20 protein-coding genes and 2 pseudogenes are annotated in these 20,346 nt (G+C 70.1%); 14 read left to right on the top strand and 8 right to left on the bottom strand.

Annotation, left to right across the window (positions count from 1 at the left end):
• Nucleotides 1-393: 393 nt before the first annotated feature.
• Nucleotides 394-789 (top strand): annotated as a pseudogene (locus OG514_RS33320) (transposase family protein); the annotation flags it as partial.
• 67 nt (nt 790-856) lie between these two features.
• On the opposite strand, the gene OG514_RS33315 reads toward OG514_RS33320, so the two are convergent.
• Nucleotides 857-1,288: a VOC family protein gene (locus tag OG514_RS33315; protein WP_266901192.1), complete on the bottom strand. Its 432-nt coding sequence runs from the start codon at nt 1,286-1,288 to the stop codon at nt 857-859.
• Between the two features lie 284 nt (nt 1,289-1,572).
• Between OG514_RS33315 and OG514_RS33310 the strand changes: the two genes are divergently transcribed.
• Entirely contained in the window at nt 1,573-2,484 is a 912-nt protein-coding gene (locus OG514_RS33310; protein ID WP_266901191.1) for a transposase, read from the top strand.
• A 206-nt stretch (nt 2,485-2,690) separates the two neighbouring features.
• On the opposite strand, the gene OG514_RS33305 is transcribed toward OG514_RS33310, so the two are convergent.
• Nucleotides 2,691-2,960, bottom strand: coding sequence for a hypothetical protein (locus OG514_RS33305; protein WP_266901190.1), 270 nt, complete (start codon nt 2,958-2,960; stop codon nt 2,691-2,693).
• Between the two features lie 142 nt (nt 2,961-3,102).
• Between OG514_RS33305 and OG514_RS33300 the strand changes: the two genes are divergently transcribed.
• Nucleotides 3,103-4,524, top strand: a complete 1,422-nt coding sequence (locus OG514_RS33300) for a hypothetical protein (protein ID WP_266901189.1) — start codon at nt 3,103-3,105, stop codon at nt 4,522-4,524.
• Nucleotides 4,525-5,369: 845 nt separating this feature from the next.
• Here the strand turns inward: OG514_RS33300 and OG514_RS33295 are convergent.
• Nucleotides 5,370-5,738 (bottom strand): annotated as a pseudogene (locus OG514_RS33295) (hypothetical protein); the annotation flags it as partial.
• Between the two features lie 290 nt (nt 5,739-6,028).
• Here OG514_RS33295 and OG514_RS33290 point away from each other — a divergent pair.
• Nucleotides 6,029-6,574 carry a hypothetical protein gene (locus tag OG514_RS33290; protein ID WP_266901188.1) on the top strand — a complete coding sequence of 182 codons (546 nt, stop codon included), beginning with the start codon at nt 6,029-6,031 and terminating at the stop codon, nt 6,572-6,574.
• A 194-nt stretch (nt 6,575-6,768) separates the two neighbouring features.
• On the opposite strand, the gene OG514_RS33285 is transcribed toward OG514_RS33290, so the two are convergent.
• Complete coding sequence (locus OG514_RS33285; protein ID WP_266901187.1) at nt 6,769-7,329, bottom strand: CGNR zinc finger domain-containing protein; 561 nt, start codon at nt 7,327-7,329, stop codon at nt 6,769-6,771.
• Nucleotides 7,330-7,501: 172 nt separating this feature from the next.
• Here OG514_RS33285 and OG514_RS33280 point away from each other — a divergent pair, with 172 nt between their 5' ends.
• Together OG514_RS33280 and OG514_RS33275 are read left to right on the top strand one after the other, a co-directional pair.
• Nucleotides 7,502-8,770 (top strand): MFS transporter, encoded by a 1,269-nt coding sequence (locus tag OG514_RS33280; protein WP_266901186.1) that lies wholly within the window; start codon nt 7,502-7,504, stop codon nt 8,768-8,770.
• Nucleotides 8,771-9,437: 667 nt separating this feature from the next.
• Nucleotides 9,438-9,641 (top strand): cold-shock protein, encoded by a 204-nt coding sequence (locus OG514_RS33275; protein ID WP_147981444.1) that lies wholly within the window; start codon nt 9,438-9,440, stop codon nt 9,639-9,641.
• Between the two features lie 368 nt (nt 9,642-10,009).
• On the opposite strand, the gene OG514_RS33270 is transcribed toward OG514_RS33275, so the two are convergent.
• The 4 genes from OG514_RS33270 to OG514_RS33255 all read right to left on the bottom strand — a co-directional run bounded on the left by OG514_RS33270 (nt 10,010) and on the right by OG514_RS33255 (nt 13,497).
• Nucleotides 10,010-10,951 carry a 3-oxoacyl-[acyl-carrier-protein] synthase III C-terminal domain-containing protein gene (locus OG514_RS33270; protein WP_266901185.1) on the bottom strand — a complete coding sequence of 314 codons (942 nt, stop codon included), beginning with the start codon at nt 10,949-10,951 and terminating at the stop codon, nt 10,010-10,012.
• A gap of 177 nt (nt 10,952-11,128) precedes the next feature.
• A complete protein-coding gene (locus OG514_RS33265; protein ID WP_266901184.1) occupies nt 11,129-11,896 on the bottom strand; it encodes an iron-containing redox enzyme family protein in 768 nt (255 codons plus the stop codon).
• 113 nt (nt 11,897-12,009) lie between these two features.
• Nucleotides 12,010-12,243, bottom strand: coding sequence for a ferredoxin (locus OG514_RS33260; RefSeq protein ID WP_266901183.1), 234 nt, complete (start codon nt 12,241-12,243; stop codon nt 12,010-12,012).
• A gap of 51 nt (nt 12,244-12,294) precedes the next feature.
• A complete protein-coding gene (locus OG514_RS33255) occupies nt 12,295-13,497 on the bottom strand; it encodes a hypothetical protein (RefSeq protein ID WP_266901182.1) in 1,203 nt (400 codons plus the stop codon).
• A 383-nt stretch (nt 13,498-13,880) separates the two neighbouring features.
• Between OG514_RS33255 and OG514_RS33250 the strand changes: the two genes are divergently transcribed.
• The 8 genes from OG514_RS33250 to OG514_RS33215 all read left to right on the top strand — a co-directional run bounded on the left by OG514_RS33250 (nt 13,881) and on the right by OG514_RS33215 (nt 20,253).
• Nucleotides 13,881-14,681 carry an HpcH/HpaI aldolase/citrate lyase family protein gene (locus tag OG514_RS33250; protein ID WP_266901181.1) on the top strand — a complete coding sequence of 267 codons (801 nt, stop codon included), beginning with the start codon at nt 13,881-13,883 and terminating at the stop codon, nt 14,679-14,681.
• Nucleotides 14,678-15,478 (top strand): hypothetical protein, encoded by an 801-nt coding sequence (locus OG514_RS33245; RefSeq protein ID WP_266901180.1) that lies wholly within the window; start codon nt 14,678-14,680, stop codon nt 15,476-15,478. Before OG514_RS33250 ends, OG514_RS33245 begins: the two co-directional genes overlap by 4 nt.
• Nucleotides 15,468-16,439, top strand: coding sequence for an alpha/beta hydrolase (locus OG514_RS33240; protein ID WP_266901179.1), 972 nt, complete (start codon nt 15,468-15,470; stop codon nt 16,437-16,439). The genes OG514_RS33245 and OG514_RS33240 overlap by 11 nt, the downstream gene beginning before the upstream one ends.
• Nucleotides 16,440-16,511: 72 nt before the next feature.
• Entirely contained in the window at nt 16,512-16,811 is a 300-nt protein-coding gene (locus tag OG514_RS33235) for a phosphopantetheine-binding protein (protein ID WP_266901178.1), read from the top strand.
• A gap of 27 nt (nt 16,812-16,838) precedes the next feature.
• Nucleotides 16,839-17,276 (top strand): GNAT family N-acetyltransferase, encoded by a 438-nt coding sequence (locus tag OG514_RS33230; protein WP_266901177.1) that lies wholly within the window; start codon nt 16,839-16,841, stop codon nt 17,274-17,276.
• A complete protein-coding gene (locus OG514_RS33225) occupies nt 17,273-18,793 on the top strand; it encodes a class I adenylate-forming enzyme family protein (RefSeq protein ID WP_266901176.1) in 1,521 nt (506 codons plus the stop codon). The genes OG514_RS33230 and OG514_RS33225 overlap by 4 nt, the downstream gene beginning before the upstream one ends.
• Nucleotides 18,763-19,599 carry a hypothetical protein gene (locus tag OG514_RS33220; RefSeq protein ID WP_266901175.1) on the top strand — a complete coding sequence of 279 codons (837 nt, stop codon included), beginning with the start codon at nt 18,763-18,765 and terminating at the stop codon, nt 19,597-19,599. Before OG514_RS33225 ends, OG514_RS33220 begins: the two co-directional genes overlap by 31 nt.
• 3 nt (nt 19,600-19,602) lie before the next feature.
• Complete coding sequence (locus OG514_RS33215; protein ID WP_266901174.1) at nt 19,603-20,253, top strand: GNAT family N-acetyltransferase; 651 nt, start codon at nt 19,603-19,605, stop codon at nt 20,251-20,253.
• Nucleotides 20,254-20,346: the final 93 nt, after the last annotated feature.

Raw genomic sequence — 20,346 nt, 5'->3', positions numbered from 1 at the left:
CGTCTCAACCTGCAGGTCGGTCCCATGCGGAGCACGCGGCGCTCTAATAGAAGTGCTCTGGGCACGCCATCTCATGAGCCGTTCGTGTCTTTCCAGCGACCGGTAGGGACCTCGGTCTGTTGGAGAGCTCATCGGCTCACGAACTGTTGAGAGGTCGGCCCCTGCCGGCGGGCTGAGGACATGAAAGCTGGTGATATTTGAGCCTCTGCCGGGCGGGACCGGTCTTTGACGAGAGGTCAAGGCCACGGAACTACCGAAGGTCTCGGCCCGGCAGGGAGCGGGCGAGGCAGGGCCGGTCTGACCAGAGGGATCCAGTCCCCGAAGGGCGGCAGGCCTCGACCTCGCCTGGTGGCCCTTGCACTCACGCGCCTGGGTTCACCGACGACCTATGAGAACTACCGGTACTCCACCAACCACCAGGTCGTCATTGACGCGGATATCCGCCTGGTCGTTGTGGTCGGTGAGCCTTCGCCCGGCAATCGCAACGACTGCCGGGCATGGGAGGAGTCTGGCGCGAAGGCCGCCGTGGGCAGGACCCTCACGGTGGCCGACGGCGGCTATCCGGGCACGGGCCTCCTCGTGCCCCACCGCCGTACCCCGGGCGAAGAGTTGCCGGGCTGGAAGCGCGAGCACAATCGCTCGCACAAACAGGTCCGGGCCCGCGTCGAGCACGTCTTCGCTCGCATGAAGACCTGAAAGATCTTCCGCGACTGCCGTCTCAAGGGCGACGGGGTCCGACACGCCATGCTCGGCATCGCCCGACTGCACAACCTCGCTCTCACGGGATAGCTTCTGCCGCATACGAGACCTGAGAGTCCCCGGGAGACGGCTCCCCCCTCGCAGTCTGGGAGGAGAATCAGGCGAGGCAGAACTCGTTGCCCTCGATGTCCTGCATCGTGATGCACGACTCGTTGACGCCATCGGCGCGCTGCGTCAGCACGTGTTTCGCGCCGAGCGCCATCAGCCGTGCGCATTCGGCCTCGAGTGTGGCCAGGCGCTCGTCACCCACGAGCCCTGTGCCGGCCCGCACGCAGAGATGCACCCGATTCTTGACGACCTTGCCTTCGGGAACTCGCTGGAAGAGCACGCGCGGGCCCACACCCGAGGGATCAGCGCACGCGAAGTAGACCTCGTCCTCAGGCGGCAGCGAGTGGTGGTACTCCTCCCACGTGGCAAAGCCCTCCGGGGCTGTCGGTACGACGTACCCCAGCACCTCGCACCAGAAGGCGGCGAGGCGCGCAGGTTCCGCGCAGTCGAAGGTCACTTGGAACTGCTTGATCGTTGACATCGGCGCACGATAACAGGGGCCCTGCTCATCTCCCCGGGCGGGTGGATCCACACGTTGCCGGGAGGACGGCCCCTGCCATCCGCTGCTGTGTCGTGCGGTCACAGGGTGAACCGAGGTCGGCGCCTCTTCCAAAGGGTGGGACCCAGGATCCGATCTCAGCCGACCACTCTCGTGCCAAAGATCAGTTATGGGACAGCCCTTACGAGCTCGTGCACGGTGAGCAGTGAGACGTCGAGCCCCTGATGGTCGATCCTGGTCAAGTGGTGGGGACCGTGACTCGCGCGATGATCATCAGCAACCGCCGGATCATCAGGCTGTCGGCCGATGTGATTGCTGAACTCGTGGCCGAGATAGGTCCGTTGTGGCATGAGCGTCACCAGGCCGGGCTTGCCTTCCGGCCGCGGAAGCGGGCGGTGGGCGCCGGCGCGAAGCACCGGCTCGTGTTCGTCGACCGGCTCCTGGCCACGCTCGTGCACCTTCGCCATGGGGTTACTCATGACGTGCTGGCCTGCTGGTTCGGCGTCGACCGTTCCACCATCACCCGGGCCATCGGCGAAGTGCGGCCCCTGCTCGCCGAGCGGGGGTGCACGATCAGCCCCGGCATCCGGCTGCGAACGCTGGCCGACGTCATCGACCACCTCGGCGCCAGCGGGCAGACCGGCATTGTCGACGACACCGAGATCCGTGTCCGCCGCCCGGCCATCGGCCGCGAGGATCGGGATCGCTTCATCTCCGGCAAGAACAAGCAGAACGCCGTGAAGGCGATGGTCTTCACCGACGAGGACGGGCGAGTGCTGTTCTGCAGTCCGACTCAACCCGGAAGCTGTGCGGACATCACCCACGCCCGCGAGTTAGGGCTGGTCAAAATCCTGGCCGACGGTCCAGCAGTCGAGATCCTTGCCGATGCCGGCTACCAAGGACTCGGAGCACAGACCGGCGGCCGCGTCGTGACGCCACCGCACCGCAAGTTCAAGAAGAACGCCCCGGAGTGGTACGAGGAGATGCACGAGCGCCAGCGCAAGGCTCACTCCTCCAGGCGGATCCGGGTCGAGCACGGCATCGCCCACCTGAAGAACTGGCGGGCACTGGCCCGCCACCTCGGCCGCCGCGAGCACGTGAGTGACACCGTCCAGGCCGTCGCCGGCCTGCTCTCCCACCAGCAGACCGCGGACCTGGACCCTCGACGACAGAGGTGAGCACCGGTGCTGCCGAAGCCCTCGACGGCTCACTGCTAACCGTGCACGAGCTCGTTAGGTGAACCGATACGAGCGCTGGTCCCCTTCCGATGCCACGGCCAAGTCCGCCACGCGGCGGTGGCCAAGTGGCTCCAGGCGCACGACTGCGCCTTTCAGACCCGGTTCCTCAAGCGAGAAACCCGACTTGGGGCCCGCCGTTGACGTGTCTACCGCAGCTCGGCGCGCAGGTGGGGCTGGGCCTGGAGGTGGTCGCGGAGGTTGATCTCCTCGGGAGTGAGCGGGTCCTCGGCCCGGCCACTGCGGACGGTCTTGGGTCGCCATAGCAGCCCGCCGTCCAGCGTGGCGGACCTCGGCTCGGCGAGGGCTCTGTAGCTGCGGGCCGTTTCGTCAGCGGCTCGGCGGTGGCGTGGTGCCCGTGGGAGTGGTGGGCTGCCGTCACTGATCTGCTCCGGAGCGAGGCACTCAGGCCGGAGCACGCTCCGGTCCTTCACGACGGCATCGCCCTTCGCCCACAGCGCGCTGCTAGGCTCCCCGTTTGCTTGATCGTTACAGATCGTCTGTCGGGGGACGACGATTGGTCGCCCCCTCCAAGGCGCATAGGGACTCGGGGGTCCGACCATGAGAATCCGCACGACGGGGACGTCCATACTGCTGGCGGGGGCGCTGCTGTGCACCCTCTCCGCTTGCTCTTCGGACAGCGAGGCGACTGGTGGCGACGCGTCGGGCGGGGGCGGCGCCGGGGGGACGGGTGGCGCTGCGCTGACGAGCAGGATCGCCGCCCCCGCCGCCTTTGACGCGGCCAAGGGCTGGGAGGTCGAGGCCCAGTGGCTCCCCCAGGGGCAGCCGCTGCCCTACGCGGTCTCGCGGAAGGCCGGCACGGTCGCCTTTCTCGACAAGACAGGGCAGGGGTACGTCCTGAACGTACGCGAGGCGGCGTCCGGGAAGGTGCTGTCGACGAGCAAGCCGTGGCAGGGCCCCAAGCTCGCCGAGAACCAGGCGGACGAGCAGTCCGGCGCGCTGGCGGTCCCGCAGATCGCCCTGATCTCCGGTCAGGACCGCGAGTATTTCGCGGTGTGGGCGCGAGGTGAGGCGCGCAAGGACGAGCTGCATGAGTACAAGGAGGTCGTTGCCGTCGCGTTCTACCCGGCCGACGCCTCAGGCAAGGACCTGGCCCCGGTCGGCACGGGGAACGCGGAGGCCCCGGACGGCGACTTCGACCGTCCCAGCGTTCTGCCCGGACCAGGGGGCCTGGTCGTCACCTCGTACGGCGGCGACAACATCGTGGTGTCCGTCGACGGCAAGGTCAGCGACACCAGCGACGCGAAGGTCACCCTCAACGGCGAGTCGGCGGACCCCGACTACCTGATGTCGTTTCCGAGCCCGAAGGGGCTGGTGACGAACGGCGACGATCGCTTCGGGGGCGACGGGGGCTTCGGCGCCGAAGGCGGCTGGCAGAGCACGCACGTCGCTCCGCCCGGTGTGGAGGCGGTCCGCAAGGAGGAGAGCGTGGGCTCGGGCATGACGGAGACGCCCAACGGCCGTATCGCCGGCGCCGCCGGCAACTACGTGATCGCCAACTGGCTCACCGCGGGCGACGGCCTCTCCGCCGTCCACGACCTGTCGACGGGCGCCGTCCGGTCCACTGCCCCGTGCCGGACCGAGGACACCGAGTACGCGATCCGCATCCCGGGCCCGAGGAACAGCGCCGGAGTGAAGCCCGCCCTGTCTCCCAACGGCCGCTTCCTGGTCAAGGGCGGCAATGCCTTCGACCTGAAGACCGGCAAGGGCACCTGCACCGACAGCGGCGAGGATGCCAAGAAGATCACCCTCAGGACCGTCGGAGACGACGGCACCGCCTACGGCACCGCGGGTGAGGAACCGCCCCTGACCCCGGTCTCCGTCTCCGCCACCACGGGCGCCGCCACCTCCCTGCCGGAGGCGACCGTCGTGCCCGACGCCATGGCCACCGGCGCAGGAGTGTTCGTCACATACGCCGGCACGGACATCATGCGACTGATCGTCCTCGATCTGAAGCACTGACGGGCGTTCTGGGCCACCATGCCGTGCGGCTGCATGCCCCTCGGGAAGATGCCCGGGAGGCCACAGACGTGAAGGCGTCTGCAGCTGATCGACGGCAATCGGTGGCGGACACAGACCACCACGCTGTGACGGGATGTCCCCGAGCCGCACGGCCGGTGGGACCGGATCTACGACCTGTTCCGCAGGTGGCAGCGCGACGGAGCCTGGAAGCGGATCCTGGAGCTGCAGGTCCAAGCCGCCGTGAAGGGTTCGATCAGCCTGGATGTGAAGGTCGACTGCACACTGTCCCTCACGCCCCATCAGTACGCCTTCGGTGCGCGCAAGAAAAGGGATCTACATCGCGGGCTTACCGACGGCAAGGATGTAGAACCCCGACGGCCACGGCCACGGCCACGGCCACGGCCACGGCCACGGGCTCGGACGCTCGCGAGGCGGCCGGCGCGTTTGACCATCCCCGGTTGCCTCCGCCGTGGCGGTTGCCGTCATCGCGCTCGGAGCCGCGGGCTGCGGTGAGGGCGACACCGGCGCGGGGGGTACGCCGCCGTCGCCCCGGCCGACGGGCACCGGGCTGCTCACGAAGGCGGTCGTGCGCGCGGACCTTGACACCTCGGCCGCGGACGCGGGCATCCCGGGCAACGCGCCGGATTGGTCCCGTGGGTACGACGAGGGTCCGGCCGGCATGAAACTCTCCTGCGTCGTCGCGTTCAAGGGCTTCGGCACGAAGACCACCACGCGTGCACGAAGAAGCACCGCAACGATCCGCCCCCGGTCGGCTGACCGGCCCGGCACGGCTGACCGGCCCCGCCCGGCCAGACCAGATTCGGGCGCCGGGACGCCGCCGCCATCGCGTGCACCTCCGAGGACAGGTCGGGACGTGCGGCGAGTGCCCAGCGCAGTAGCACTGAAGGATGGTTGGGGAAGCGGACGACCGCTTTGGCGGGGGTGGCCGGGTTTCCCAACGCCATCTGCCGCATGCCGTGCACGGTGAACTCGTGGGAGCCGTCACACGAGGCGCTGGGTAGCAGATCGCAGCCGAGGCGTGGGCACTGCGGCGCGCGTACGAATGGCGTTTCCTCGCGCTCGCAGACCAGACATCCCTGGGCGCGAGGCAGACCCTCGCCGGTGGCCAGCGCCGCCGGCACGACTGGTGACGTCGCCTCGTCGGCCGCGACCGCGCGGCGGACTTCGGCGTGCGGATGCCCGGCGAGCCTGGCGACGACGTGGCTGCCACGGCTCGATCGCGGCCTGGTTGCGGGGTTCGTCGTGACGCACGATGAGTCCAGCCTCGTAGCCGATGGCGCTCGCGTGCGGGAGCGTGCGGGGGCGGTGCGGGCGCGCAGCGAGGTCCGTGTGCCGTGGAGCGGACGTCCTGCGGTCTCCGGCATGACCGTCAGGATTGTCGCGCTCTCGGTCAAGTAACCCTGCAGTAGCTTCCAGTAGTTGAGATCCGCGGCCGCGACGTACTGGCAGAGTGGAGTGACGATTCGACCGAGGGCGGCCACAAGTGGGAAACGACGACTGGATCAGGGATTCGCTCGCCAATGAGATGGCGCGGCATTTGGACGAGCAAGGCAACGGGTGGGCGGGACCATCTGGCACGTTCATGCAGGTGCGCAGGGAGCCGGCCCGCGACCAGTGCCACTCCATCGCCGTCTGGCCCCTCGGGGGACCCATCCTCGATCTGCAGAGCACGGTGAGGCTGTCCCAAGTCGAAGCCTTGGATAAGAGGTGGCCGAACGTCTGGTACGTCAACCAGCAGGAGTACGGCTTCCTGGGCGGCAAGTTCCACTGGAAGATCATTGGATATCTAGGTGGCGACGACCTGCACGCGCAAGCGCGGGAGCGTGACGGCTTCCGCCCCCGGGTGGACATCGCAGCAGTGGACCTGGCCATCAAGCAGGGGTCCAAGTACGTGACCGACGCTCTGGGGCCCTCCACCCACGACATCATCACCATCCGTGCGGCGTCGGCCCTGGTAGGGCACTACGCCAGCGCGCCCTGCAAGGCGTCCTTTGCATGGCCCTGCGTAACCGGAAAGACCACCGGGTAACACGTCGTTCGCCGCCAAGCCGCCAAGCCGCGAAGGGACCGTCCGAGGTCCATGCTCATCCGGCGTGTGGGGCGCCTCGAAGCTTGGCGCTGCCCCGCGTCACACCGTGAGGTCGGGAGGTGCGTCCATCCGTACCGACTGGGACGCTGATCGAGTCTCGACGTCACAAGCCATGGTCACGGGCGGTCGATGAATCAAGGCTGATGACTCTTCGCCTTCTGTCGAGCGTAGTAGGCGCGGGCGCGGTTGCGGTCGCCGCAGTCCTTCGTGTTGCACCAGCGGCGGTTCCGCCGTGGTGATGTGTCGAGGTAGACCCAGCCGCACTTGGCGTCTTCGCATTGGTGGAGGCGGTCGAGGTCGTCGCGCTGGGTGAGTGTCACAAGCCCGCGGACGATGCGATGGCGGGGCAGGCAGAGGTCGGCGTCCCGGTCTTGCCATTGCCAGCGGCCGCCTGCGTGGACCAGGTCGGCTGCGGCGATCGCCGCCCGGTACATGCTCGCGAGGTCTGCGGCGGCTTCGGAGTCGTCGTCGAAGAGAGCTCCGTAGATCCACTCTCGCGCTTCGATGACCCGTTCCCGTTCCCGCTCGGCCCCGGCGCCGTCCCGGCCTGCGAGGTCGAGCAAGGCCTCGGCCTCATCTGTGCTGATCAGGTCGGATTCATTGCACCACTCGACGACGTCGGAGAAGGCCTTCAGGGACTCGATGCGTTCGGGCCCGCCGAGCCGCCAGGCAACGGTGTTCACCAGGTCGAGCATGCGGTCGCCCGCGATGTGGCCGAACCTCACCATCAGCTCCTCTCGCCGGCGAAGGCGCTCGCGCCTGCGCGTCAGACCTCACGGGCAATAGCATTATTGCATGTGAGGTGACCTTCTTGGCATCATGCCTTATCAGTCAATCACCCATGAGATTCCTGCGGGGAGAACGATCGTGCCCGTCGCCGTCCTCAGACCGTTCACCGCACTGTGGGCATCCCAAGCCTCCTCGAACCTCGCGGACGGGGTGTTGCAGGCCGCCGCACCCTTGCTCGTCGCCACGTTGACCCGGGACCCGCTCGTGGTGGCGGGCATGACGGTGGTGCAGTTCCTGCCCTGGCTGCTCGCAACCCTTCCCGCAGGGGCGATGGCCGACCGCATGGACAGGCGCCGGATACTCATCGTCGGCAACTGGCTCCGCGCGGCGGGGTTCGCGCTGCTCGCCCTCGCTTTGGCCAACGGTTGGCACCACGTCGCACTTCTCTACGCCGCGGTGTTCATCGCCGGTTGTGCTGAAACGCTGGTCGACAACGCCGCCCTCGCCATCCCGCCCCGTCTTCTGACCCGCGAGAAGCTAGAGCGCGCCAACGGCAGGCTGTTCGCCACGCAGTCCGTCATCAACACGTTCATCGGTCCGCCTGCCGGCGCGGCGTTGTTCGCGCTGGCGGCATCGGCGGCCTTCTACACCGGCGCGGCCGCGTTCGCCCTCGCCGGCCTGGCGGCCCTGCTGCTGCCCGCGCTGCGTCCCACGAGCACGGAACACGAGCACCGCCGCTCGAACCCGACCACCATGACCCAGGACATCCGCTCCGGATGGACCCACTTCTGGCGCCACGACCTGCTGCGCCGAGTCGCGTTCATCTCGGCAGCAATCAACTTCTTCAGCGCGGCCACCGGTGGGCTCCTCGTCCTGCTGATCACCGGCCCGTACCAACTGGCCATGTCGAGCTACGGCCTGTTCATCGCCGTTCCCGCAGCCGGCGCGATCGCCGGCTCACTGCTCGCCGAACACGTCGTGCCTCGCATCGGCGGCGGCCCCACCACCTGGCTCGCCGCGCTCACCCCGGCCGCCGGCTACGCAGTCCTCGGGCTGGGCCACAGCACGCCACTGGCCCTGGCCGCCATGTTCGGTGCCGCTCTTGCCACCTCACTGAACCAGATCGTCGTCAGCACCCTGCGCCAAGCAGCAGTCCCCGACGAACTCCTCGGCCGCGTCACCGCCGCCTACCGCCTGATCGTCCTGGGCGTCGTCCCTCTCGGAGCCCTCGGCGGTGGCCTGTTCGGACGCGGCCTGGGGATCCGTTCCACCTTCGTGGCCGCAGGCCTCGGGCTCACCCTCGCCGCGATCCCACTCGCCTCCCGGGTCACCACCCAAGGCCTCCGCGATGCCGAGACACCCCCCTCACCTCCGCTCCCGCGCCCGCTTCAAACTGGTTCCCACTGACGCCGGCAGCCATGGCACGGGGTCGGTCCGCGTGCGGCAACGCGGAGCCGCGGTCGCTGCCAGTCGCTCCCCATGACGCCCCGGAAACCGCAGTCACTCCAGGAGGTCGTCGTTGTCGTGGGGCCCGCTTGCGTGCGAGTCGCACAGCGGGTGCAGGCCGTGGCCGGGCGACGGCGGCGTCCAGGTAGCGGGCGTTCCGCAGCACCACCGCGTTGAGACCAGGGAGGGCGGTGAGCTGGTACGTTGCACCCCGTCTCCACCGGCTGTCACATGCCCCCTGGAAGCCCCAACGACGATTCGTCGACCAGCATGAAGCCGGTGCCAACGTCCGACAAGGGGGCCTCAGGCCAAGCGCTTGAGGCCTGTACCCGACCGCCCGTGGCGAAGCGGTCGGTCGACCCTGGACCGCGCCGGCCAGTCGGGCGTCCTGGCAAGAGACAGCGCGGCCTTCAGCGGTGGCGCCGAGGCTACGTGGAGGCGCGCCCCGCCTGGAGCCGTCTGCTCGAGCCCCCTTCGCCTTGCCGCTCGCCGGCACGGAGCGCGAATAAGATCCGATGAACGCGTGTAAGTGCGAGAGCACGCGGGGAGGACTGCTGCGGGCATCCGAAAACGGAAGCCAGGGGTGGCTCGGAACCGGGTCACCGCTGAATTGACCAGAAGGACGAGCATGGCCAGCGGCACCGTGAAGTGGTTCAACTCCGAGAAGGGCTTCGGCTTCATCGCCCAGGACGGAGGAGGACCGGACGTCTTCGCTCACTACTCCAACATTTCCGGCAACGGATACCGCGAACTGACCGAGGGCGAGACGGTGACGTTCGACATCACCCAGGGCCAGAAGGGCCCGCAGGCAGAGAACATCATCCGCGGCTGAGCCCCGCTCGCACTTCTGGCGGCGCCTGCACCATGTGGAGGCGCCGCCGGTGACGACGGCGTACCCCGGGGGTGACCCAAGACCACCTTGCGGGGGTCGGCATCCACCGGGACGGCTCTCGAGAGGGTGGCGAAGCCGGCGTTTTCTGCCGGGCCTTGACGGCATCGCATGCCTTCGATCCGGGCGGGAGTCATGACCGGGGCTGGGTGGCGGCGGTGCCCGTCTTCTCGTCAGCCGAAGCGCCGACGGCCCGGTCTCAGCTGTCGTCGTCGGCCAGATGGCCGGCAGCTGCAGCACATCACAGGGCGCGCGCTCCGCGGCGACGCACCCTTCACGACACGCTGGGGATCACGGGGCACGCGGGAGCGTCACGCCGAGGCCGGGTCCACGCGTTCGAGGGCCACGAGGGACCACGAGCGGGCGCTGCTCGCGAGCAGCAGGACGCGATGGCCGTGGGTGAGCCGGCCCTCCGCTTCCAGCGCCGCGAGCGTGATGAGCTGGTCCGCCGAGTAGCAGTGGCCGTAGGAGGCGTGGTGGGGGGAGTACGCCTTCTCCTCCGGCATCTGGGCGGCGGTGGCGAGGAAGCGGCGGGTGGTCGCGCTGTAGTTGCCGGTGATGAACCAGTCGAATCCCCGTTCCGGCTCGGGGATGCTTCCGTTGATCCGGCCCAGCGCTTCGCGTACCGCCTTCATGATGGTGCGCGCGCCTTTGAGGACCCGTTCCTCGGGGACCAGGTCGGCCTGGACGGAGGTCGCGACGGCGAGGACACGGAACGAGGGGTGTCCGGGCGGCCCGGCGGTGACCAGGCACGAGGCCGCGCTGTCGCTCATCACGGTGTCGCCGTCGGGCATGAAGCGGCTCGGGGTGGTGAGGCGGTCCGCGAAGGTCAGCAGGACGCCGGCGACGCGCTCTGCCAGCAGGACACCCCGAGCGGCCCTCAGAGCGGGCGCGACGTTGCCGCAGCCGTTTTCGCCGACGACGAGACCGGGGGTGCGCGGCAGTGGGACGGACCGGAGTGTCTCCCAGAGGATCTGCGTGGGGGAGGGGGTCCGGGACTCCGTGGCGAGGACGAGGGCGCCCGGTATGAGACCGTCGGCGGCCGCCAGGGTGGCGCGTGCGCTGGCTGCGCCGAGTTGCGGCGCGGACCGATCCGACACCCGGCAGTGGCGCAGGCCCTCCGCGGTGAGCGCGTCCAGCCGCTGCGCCACACCGGAGTCGTCGAGGAGCGCGATGTCCACGGAACCGCCCAGCTCGTAGGCGAGCGCGGAGAGATGGACCTCGGGCGGCGGGGCGGGTAGGTCGGTCGTCATGTTCTGGGCGTGCTCCTCTGAAGTCGTCAGGATGGCGCGGTACGACCCGCACTCCACGCGTCGCGGGGCGCGGGTGCGGGATCGCGCGGGCGTGAGGAGTGGCGCGGTACGACCCGCACTCCACGCCTCGCGGGGCTCGGGTGCGGGTCGTGCGGCCGTGTCGCGGCCGGCGATGGGTCAGCCGCGGGTGAGCTCCCGGTGGACCTCGGTCCAGTTGGCGGCCAGCAGGTCGAGGTAGGCGTTGAAGCCCCGCTCCAGGTGCTCGATGTCCTCGGTCGAACGGCATGCTTTGGCAGCCGTGGAAAGCGAGTGGACCTTGTGCTCCTTCTCCGTGGCACCGATGTGCAGGTAGAAGTACTCGCAGTTCTCGTGGAACTCCTCGAAGCCGAAGAGGTGCCGGTAGTTGCGGACTCCCTCATAGAGCTGCACGAGCTGCGGGTACGCGTGCCACTCCTGCGCCAGCAGCGCGCCGCAGACCTCCTGCGGATGCGGGCTGTTGAACAGCTTCTCGCTCTCCTCGATGAGCCGCAGGGTCGAGGGCAGCAGCGGGGCGGCCACCTCGTCGAGGTCGACCGCGTGGCCGCGGATGCGGCCGAGCAGCGTCTCCAGGAACTCGCGCAGGATGACGGAGTGGACCTTCGACGGGTTGCCGTTGCCCATCTCGTCGTAGAGGTTCTCGACCGTCTCGGCGCGCGCCGTGATGTCGGTCATGTTGAGGAACGCCAGGGCGATCCGGACCGGGGTACGGCGCACCCGGGCGTAGAAGTTCTTGGCGACGATCTCCACCTGGTCGGCGGAGAGCTCCTGGCCGATCCACAGGTCGTAGAACGGGTTGCGCACCGCGGAATGCTCGGTGCAGCCGCGTGCCAGGGCGTGCACACGGTCGTACGCCTCTTCGTGCGACAGCTCCTGCGGCTCGACCGGGCGGTCGGTGGTGACAGTCACTTCTTCTCCGTGAGGTTGTGGAGTATCGGGTGGGGTGGGGGGCGGAAGTCAAGACGGGGGGGTGCGGGGTGTGGACGAGGGTGAGGGCGAACGCCGGGAAGGTGGGCGGCGGGTCAGCCGACCAGGTGGATGCAGCCGGCGGGGCACGCCTTCGCGGCGAGCTCCGCCAGCTCCTCCTGGTCCTCGGGAACCTCCGCCTGACTCGCCTCGCCGCCCGGCTGGTCGAGGACCTCACCGCCCTGTCGCACATAGGCGAGGAAGTCCTCGCCTATGGAGAACAGTTCGGGTGCCTCTTCCTCGCAGAGTCCGCTGTTCTGGCATTTCGACTGGTCTATCCAGATCCGCATCGCAATCCATTCGTGAGTGAGGGTCCGCACGCATCCCGGCGGGAGGGGCGGTCAGGCCTCTGCCTTCGGTGGGTCCGCGCGCAGCACGGCGCCCAGGGCGTACGTCTCCTCCACGACGGCGCGGATCCACTCGCCGTAGCGCACGGTGTGGCGCAGGTCGTCGGCCGTGAAGGTCTCCGACTCGTCGTGGCTCATCCGCACCACGCGGAAGTCGCCGATCATGGGCGTGAGTTCACGGTCGTCGCCGTCGTGCCGGTAGCGCAGGGCGAAGGCGGCTCGGCCCCCGCTGGAGCAGCCGATGCTCTGGTGCCCCCGATAGTGGGCGTCCTCGTTGCGGAACACCATGTGCCCGCCGTGCTTCTCCACGAACTGGCCCTGCATGCAGCCGGGGCCGTACAGGCTGCGGATCGCGCCGCGCTTGAGCTTGAGCATCCGGGCCCGGATCGTGCGCTGGAGCTGGTCGGCCGACTCGTGCCCGAGACGCTCCGCGTAGTCGCCGAGCTCGATGCCGTCCCGCAGCTGGGTCTCCGTGAAGAAGGCGTCGCTCGTGGTCATCTCGTGCGGCCGGTCCAGCATGTCGCCCAGCGGGCAGGTCACCGTGACGTGGTCGGCGCGCAGCGTCGCGTCGTCGAGCGCGGCGCGCATGATGCCGCGGAGCACGGCCGCGCTGTCGCCGTCCGTGGCGATCGCCGCCCGGGTGGCCTCACGGAGTCGTTCACCGGCCGACGCGGCCGGCGGGATGCCGAACTCGGCACGGAGTACGTCGTCCACGGCGTCGGAGAGCACGGACGCGTCGATCTCGGTGCGCGGCACGAGCCCTTCCGTCCGGTACCAGGCGCGTCCGTCGATGACCGAGTACGGCTCGTGAGAAGCGGTGACCAGCGGCCGCATCTCGGCCACCCGGCGGGCGAGGTCGAGCAGTGCGGCCGGTGGCTCCTCCGCGGGATCGAGCACCCCCGCGTACAGCGAGTGGCGTTCCAGGAGCGTGGCCCGGACGGCGGACGAGTCGGCCCGGTCGAGTAGTTCATCGAGGCCGACCGCCGAGAGGTCGAGCGCGAACAACGTGAGCACGAGGTCCGCCTCGTCGTCGTCCCACTCCTGCGGGGCGCGTGACCCGACCGCTTCGAGCGCGCCGCGCAGGCCCGCGCGGACCTGGTACTCGCCCTTGTACAGGAGCCAGTGGTGGCGGCTGTAGACGAGCGGCCGGCGGCAGGATTCGAAAACGCCGTTCAGACAGTTCGAGTCCGGTGCCATAGAGATCGCCGTACGGAGATGAACGGCATTGTCGATTCCGTCGAATGGTGATATCGGCATGGGATGAGGTGAATTCATGGTGCCTCTCGGATGCCAGGTGGTGGCAGCTCACGCGAATATTCGTGCCGCTCTGACCAGGAGGGTTGGACTCGGCGGATACTTTCTCCGCATCGAATCGATGGTCATCCTAGCGCCCTGAATCAGAAGGGTGTAGGGAGCAGTTGAACGCTGGTGCGCTGTTCCTGCGGTATGGCACGATCCAAGCCTCATTCGATAGGTCGCCGGACCGGAAGAACGGGTTTCGAATTCTTAGTGGGCGGCCACCGGGGCCCGGGAATTCCGGCCCGGGATCGCGGAACCGCAGACAGGAGAAGACCGCAGCGATGACAAGTCCCGTACCAGGCCCCCCGCTTCCGTGGACGGACGGCCGCCTCCGGGCGGCGATGGCCGACGGCCCGGCCTATGGACTGTTCCTGGTCTGCGGGAACGCACAGCTCGCCGAGGCCGCCGCGTACACAGGGATCGACTGGGCGGTCATCGACATGGAGGCCGGCGCGATGACCAGGACCGATGTGCTCCACCAGGTCCAGGCGCTGAACGGCTCGGCCGTCACCCCGATCGTCCGGGTGCCGAACCTCGACCCCCACGCCATCGAACACGCCCTCGACCTGGGCGTGGGCGGCGTGATGGTGCCGAAGGTCAACCGGGTCGAACAGGCGGAGGAGGCCGCGAGGTACACCCGCTACCCGCCCCGTGGCGCGCGCGGCGTCAACGCGATCCGCGCGAGTGCGTACTTCACCGCCTCCGCACGGTACTTCGAGGAGGCGAACGACGCGGTCCTGTGCGTGGTCCAGATCGAGAGCCGCGAGGCCGTGGGCAACGCGGAGAAGATCGCCGCCACGGACGGCGTCGACATGCTGTTCATCGGGACCGGCGACCTTGCCATGGACCTCGGACAGCCGGGCAGCACGGCCGGCCCGGAATTCGACGAGGCGCGGCGGACGGTCCTCGCGGCCTGCGCCGCCGCGGGGAAACCCGCGGGCATCTTCGCGCAGAGCACCAAGGCGGCACGCCAGTACGCGGCGGAAGGCTTCCGCTGCATCGCCATCGGCAACGAGGTCAAGTTCTTCGTCCAGACCACGACGCTCACCCTGGACATGCTCCGGAAGCAGAGGAGGCCGTGACGCACCCGCAGTGGGTCTCTCCTCGGCAGGCGGTACGGCGCCGGGTGATGTTCGAGGGACGGGTCAGCAGGGTCGTCGACTACTTCGGGGGCGCCGCGTCGGCGAGTGGTCCCCAGGCGTACCTCGTCGAGCAGCGGGACTACGTGCTGCGGCCGCACTTCCACCCCGTCGACCAGTTCCAGATCCTGTGCGGCGCACGGGGGTCGCTGTTCGGCCGCCGCCCGGTCGGCGAACTCGACGTCCACTACGCCGACGCGCACACCGTCTACGGCCCGCTGACCGGCGGCGACCCGCCACTGCGCTACTTCACCCTGCGGGCCGAACCCACCGACGCGACCGCGTTCATGCCTGAGTCCCGCGCCCTCCTGCCGCCCCGCCGCACCGGACGGAGCCTGCACGTGGACGCGTCCGCGCGCGCGGCCATCGGCCCGGAATCCGGCGATCGGGCCGCGCCCGTCACGGACGGTGGGGTCACGCTGCTGGACGACTCCCGCGACGGCCTGCGGGTCAGTCGGCTCACCTGCGGCCCCGGGGCGGCGCTGCCGCTCCCGGAGGCGGGGGAGGGCGGCCAGTTCCTCTACGTCGCCGCCGGCACGGTCGTATCGGCGGACGCCTCCTACGGCCCCGAGACGCTCGGCTGGCAGCCGCCGCGCACCCTCGGCGCGGCTGTGCAGGCCGGGCCGGACGGGGCCACCATCCTCGTCCTGCGCCATCCGGCGCCCGCGGACCGAGCGGCCCGAACCACGACGGACCAGCGGCGACCGCCGCACCCGAAGGGAGACACGCGTGCACGGTGACCCGGCGACAACGGCCCTCGCCCACCCCATCGACCCCGGACTCCGACGGACCGCCCGGCTGTACCGGCGCATCGACCACACCGACCCCCTCGCCGTGCGACGGGAGGCGGCCCGGCGCACCAGGCTGGCACGACTGGCCGGACTGTGGAACGGGACCGACGCCCGGGTACGGGTCCGGGACACGCTCATCGAGGACGGCGCCGGCGGCCGGGTGCCCGTACGGATCTACCGGCCCACCGGCGTCACCGAGGCCCGCCCGGCCGTCCTCTTCCTCCACGGGGGCGCCTTCCTCTCCGGAGACCTCGACTTCGAGCACCCTCGGTGCCTGGAGACGAGCCGGGAGACCGGCTTCGTCGTGGTCGCCGCCGACTACCGCCTCGCACCCGAACACCCGTACCCCGCCGGCCTCGACGACTGCGTGACCGTCTACCGGTGGATGCTCGGCTCCGGCGCGGCGGAAGGTATCGACACCGCCCGGATCGCAGTCGCCGGATCCAGTGCCGGTGGAGCCCTCACCGCCGCGCTGTGCCTGCGCTCCCGCGAAGAGGGCATTTCGTCGCCGGTCTTCCAGATGCTGCTCTACCCGGTCACGGACGACCGCATGGACACCCCGTCCATGGCGGCGTTCACCGACACTCCGGCCTGGGACTCCCGCAACTGCGTCCACATGTGGGACCACTACCTCGGCCGTGGCCGCGTCGGTTCCGTCAGTGCGTACGCCGCGCCCGCGAGGGCCGCGGACCTGTCCGGCCTGCCCCCGGCGTACGTCATGACCGCGGAGTACGACCCCCTCCGGGACGAGGGCGCCGCCTACGCCCGGCGGCTGACCGCGGCCGGTGTCCCCACGGAACTCCACCAGTTCCCCGGCACCTTCCACGCCTTCGACACCCTCGGGCAGGCGACGGTGTCGCACCGAGCCCGGTACGAGCACTACGCAGTGCTGCGCACCGCTGTGAACTGACCGCGGCAGGCCCCCGGCCGGCCGCACCGAACCGCACCGCATCGAAAACGACACCATCGAAAGAGGGGCCCCGTGCCGACCGAAGACGAATTCGTGGCGAGCGCGATCACTTTCCTGAAGGAGATCGGCGCCGAGACGGCGGACGTGCACGCGGACACGGACCTCTTCGCCGCCGAAGTCCTCGACTCCCTGGGGACCCTGGCGTTCCTCGACTTCCTGGAGGAGCAGCGCGGCGAGGAGATCGAGATCGTGACCCTGAGGATCGAAGAGCTCTCCACCCTGCGCAAGGCCCACGGCTTCGTCTTCGCCCGGAGCGTGAGCACCGCAGGCGACGGCCCCGGCACCCCGACGGCCGTCCCGCACCACCCGTGAACCGATGCCACGACGTCAGGAGAGCCGATGACCCACGAGATCCACACCGCCCGGAACGAAGAGGACGTACGCCGGTGCTGGCCGGTGTTCCGCGAACTGCGCCCCCACATCACCTCGGAGGACGAGTTCGTCGAGCGCTGGAAGGTCCAGCAGGGCGAGGCGTACCGGATCGCCTTCCTGGAGCAGGACGGTGAGGTCCGGGCAGCCGCCGGCTTCCGGATCGTCCACTCGATGGCCTGGGGCCGTGCCATCTACCTGGACGACCTCGGCGCACTGACCGAGCACCACGGGGCGGGACTGGGCAGCGCGGTCCTCCGTTTCGTCCAGGACGAGGCGCGCAGGCTGGACTGCGGCGCCGTCCACCTGGACACCGGCTACCACCGCAGGCGTGCCCACCGCACGTACCTCCGGAACGGCTTCGAACTCAGCCTGCACCACCTGGAGTGGAAGGCCGCCGGGGCGTGAGGGAGCTGCTCAGGTGCCATGAGGAACTCGCTTCGGCGCGACCGGACGACCCGGCCGTCGTCCACGCGCGCGAGCCCCACACCGGCACCGTCCAGACCTGGGCCGACCTGTGCATCCGGGCCGGGGAGATCCGGGAGGCGCTGATCGACCAGGGCATCACACCGCACCGGGTGTCGTCCCTGGTCCTGGAGGACCATCCCGACCTGGTGCCGACCCTGCTCGCGCTCTGGCAGCTCGACTGCCCGCCCGTCCTCCTGGACGCCAAGTGGGGCGGGCGGATGACGTCGTCGGTCCTGGCGCACAGCACGCCGGCGTTCGGCGTGACCTTGGACGCCGACGGGACCGGCGCCCCGCCGTCCGTCGCACCCCTCGCCTCCGACCCGTCCGACGCGCCGGCCGACGCCATGTTCATCGGCTACACGTCGGGCAGCACCGGGGACCCCAAGGCCATCGTCTTCACCCACGAGCGCCTGTACGAGGGGACGCTCGGCAACGCCTCCGCGTCGAGGCGGCTGCGCGGCCGACCCGTCCGGCGGATCGCCCGTTCGATGCGCATGTCCGGCTCCGGAGTGATCAACCTGCACCACACCTGGGGCGCGGTCCTCGGGGCGACCGTCGTCGTCCTGCCGGAGCTGACGGTGGCGACCGCGCGGGACTACTGGGCGCGGATCGAGGACCACGGAATCGACCAGACCTTCCTCGTGCCGCAGTTGATCGAGCTGGTCAACCGGTTCGCGGCCGACCGGGACACGAGCGTCGAGGCACCGCTGTGCCTCACGGGCAGTGCTCCGCTCTCGCCCCGGACGCAGGAGCGGTTCCAGCGCCGGTTCGGGACGCCGCTGTACAACGCGTACGGGCTCTCCGAGACCTCGTCGGCGGCCTTCTTCGGCCACCTCGGCCCGGACGGCCTGGCGACCAACAGCGTCGGCGTCCCCGAGCGGGTGACGGCACGGCTGCGGGAGGCCTCCGGCGCGATCGTCGAGGGTGAGGGCGTCGGCGAGATCGAGCTCTCCGGAGCCCAGGTGTTCACCGGCTACTACCGGAACGAATCCGCCACCGCGCAGTCGCTCGTCGACGGCTGGCTCCGCACCGGCGACATCGGCCGCCGCGACGAGGAGGGCAACTACCACCTCGTCGGGCGCAGCAAGGACGCCGTGATGAAGGGGAGTTACGCCATCTACCTCAACGAGGTGGAGGAGGTGGCGTCGGCGCACCCGCAGATCCTGGAGGCGGCGGCGCTGGCCCTGCGGCTGGCCGACAGCACCGAGGACATCGGCTGTCTCGTACGGCTCGTGGACGGCGGCGACGTGACGGCCGAGGACATCCTGGCCCATCTCCGGGAGGCCCTCGGCGCCCAGCGGGCGCCGTGCCGCGTGGTCCTGACCGACGAACCCCTGCCCAGGGGCGGGCAGGACAAGTTGGAGCGCCCCTCGGTGGTCGCCCGCTGGGACGCGCTGCCCGGGGTGCCGCGCAGCCTGGCCGGTTCGTGGCAGGACCACGGGGCGGGCGCGCGGTGATCGCCGGAGTGACGCACCTGACCATGGAAGCCGGCCTGGACCACGGGACGGCCCTGGCGGAGCCGTGGGGCTTCGCGCCCGTCTTCCGCGACGAGGTGGCGCTGGAAGCCGGCTTCGAGGGCATCGACGACGGGGACACCCTGCTGCCGCTCGCCCTGCTCGCCGGCCCGGGAGGCCTCCGGCTGGAAGTCGTACAGCACCGGCGGACGTCCGGCCGGCCGAGCGCGTACGGGGCACTGTTCCGCAGCCCTCCGCCGGACGGGGACGCGGCCCCGGAACAGGAGGCGGGGGAGCCGGGGGTGCGGGACGCGCTCCGGCGGGCCGGCCCGATGGCCGATCCGGTGCGCCGCCGACTGCCCGCGGTCGGCGGCCTCGCGTGGTACGACGCCGCATCCACGGGGGGCGGGCTCGCTGGGATACTCTGCACGGTGCCCGACGTGATCCAAGAGACCGTGTTCTGGGCGGAGTTCGCCGACGCCTCCTGGCAGGAGCGCGGTTCGGACGTGGCGTGCGGAACGATCCCGTCGCCGCGGCCGCAGGGGGAGTGCGCGTTCGTGATTGCCCGGAGCGAGGACGGACCCGGCCACGCCATGAACGACATCGGATTTCCGTCCATGGGGGTGTTCAGCACCTCTGTCGAGGCGGACTGCGACCGCGCGCTGGCCGCGGGCGCGACTCTGCTCGCCGCGCCGATCGTGACGGACGTCGGCGGTCGGCGTCTGGCCATGGCCCTGATCCGGACGCCGGGCGGGGCACCCGTCGAACTGCTCTCCGTCGCGAGGAACCGAATGAGAAGGATGGGATGAACGATGGTTTTCACGGGTGAGGCGCCGGTCCTCGAAGGCTCGCTGGTCAGGCTGGAGCCGTTGACGCACCGTCATGCCGAGGACCTGGCCGCCGCCGCCGAGGAGGACCGGAGCTCCTACGGGTTCACCTGGGTGCCCACGGCCGCCGAGACCGGCCGCTACATCGACGAGCAGCTCGGGCGCGCGGCGGCGGGCCGACTGGCGCCGTACGCGCAGATCTCCCTCCGTACGGGGCGGGCGGTGGGTGCCACGGCCTTCTGGGATCCGCGCCCGTGGCCGGGCGAGGACCGGCTGTTCGCCATCGAGGTCGGCTTCACCTGGCTCGCCGGGTCCGCCCAGGGCACCGGCGTGAACACCGAGACGAAGTACCTGCTGTTCCGGCACGCCTTCGAGGAGTGGCGGGTGTCGCGGGTCGACCTCAAGACGGACGCCCGCAACGAGCGGTCCCGGGCCGCCATCGCGAGCACGGGCGCGCGGTTCGAGGGCGTGCTGCGGAACTGGTCGAAGTCCTGGGCACCGGGCGAGGACGGCAGGCTGCGCGACTCGGCGATGTTCTCGATCACGGCCGAGGAGTGGCCGGAGTGCCGCAAGCTGCTGGAGGAGAAGGTGGAACGCTCCCGCGCCCGCTCGAACGGGTCCCACTCCGCAGGGTGACGCACCGCGCGCCGGCAGCCGCGCGCCCGCCGTCGACAACAACCGCCACCAGCAGGAGGCATGCACCCGGCGCCGCTACGGCCGGTGCGCGCC

It is taken from the genome of Streptomyces sp. NBC_00572 (assembly GCF_026341815.1).
Classification (GTDB): Bacteria; Actinomycetota; Actinomycetes; order Streptomycetales; family Streptomycetaceae; genus Streptomyces.
The sequence above is the reverse complement of the archived record's forward strand: the minus strand, read 5'-3'. Positions and strand labels throughout refer to the sequence as shown.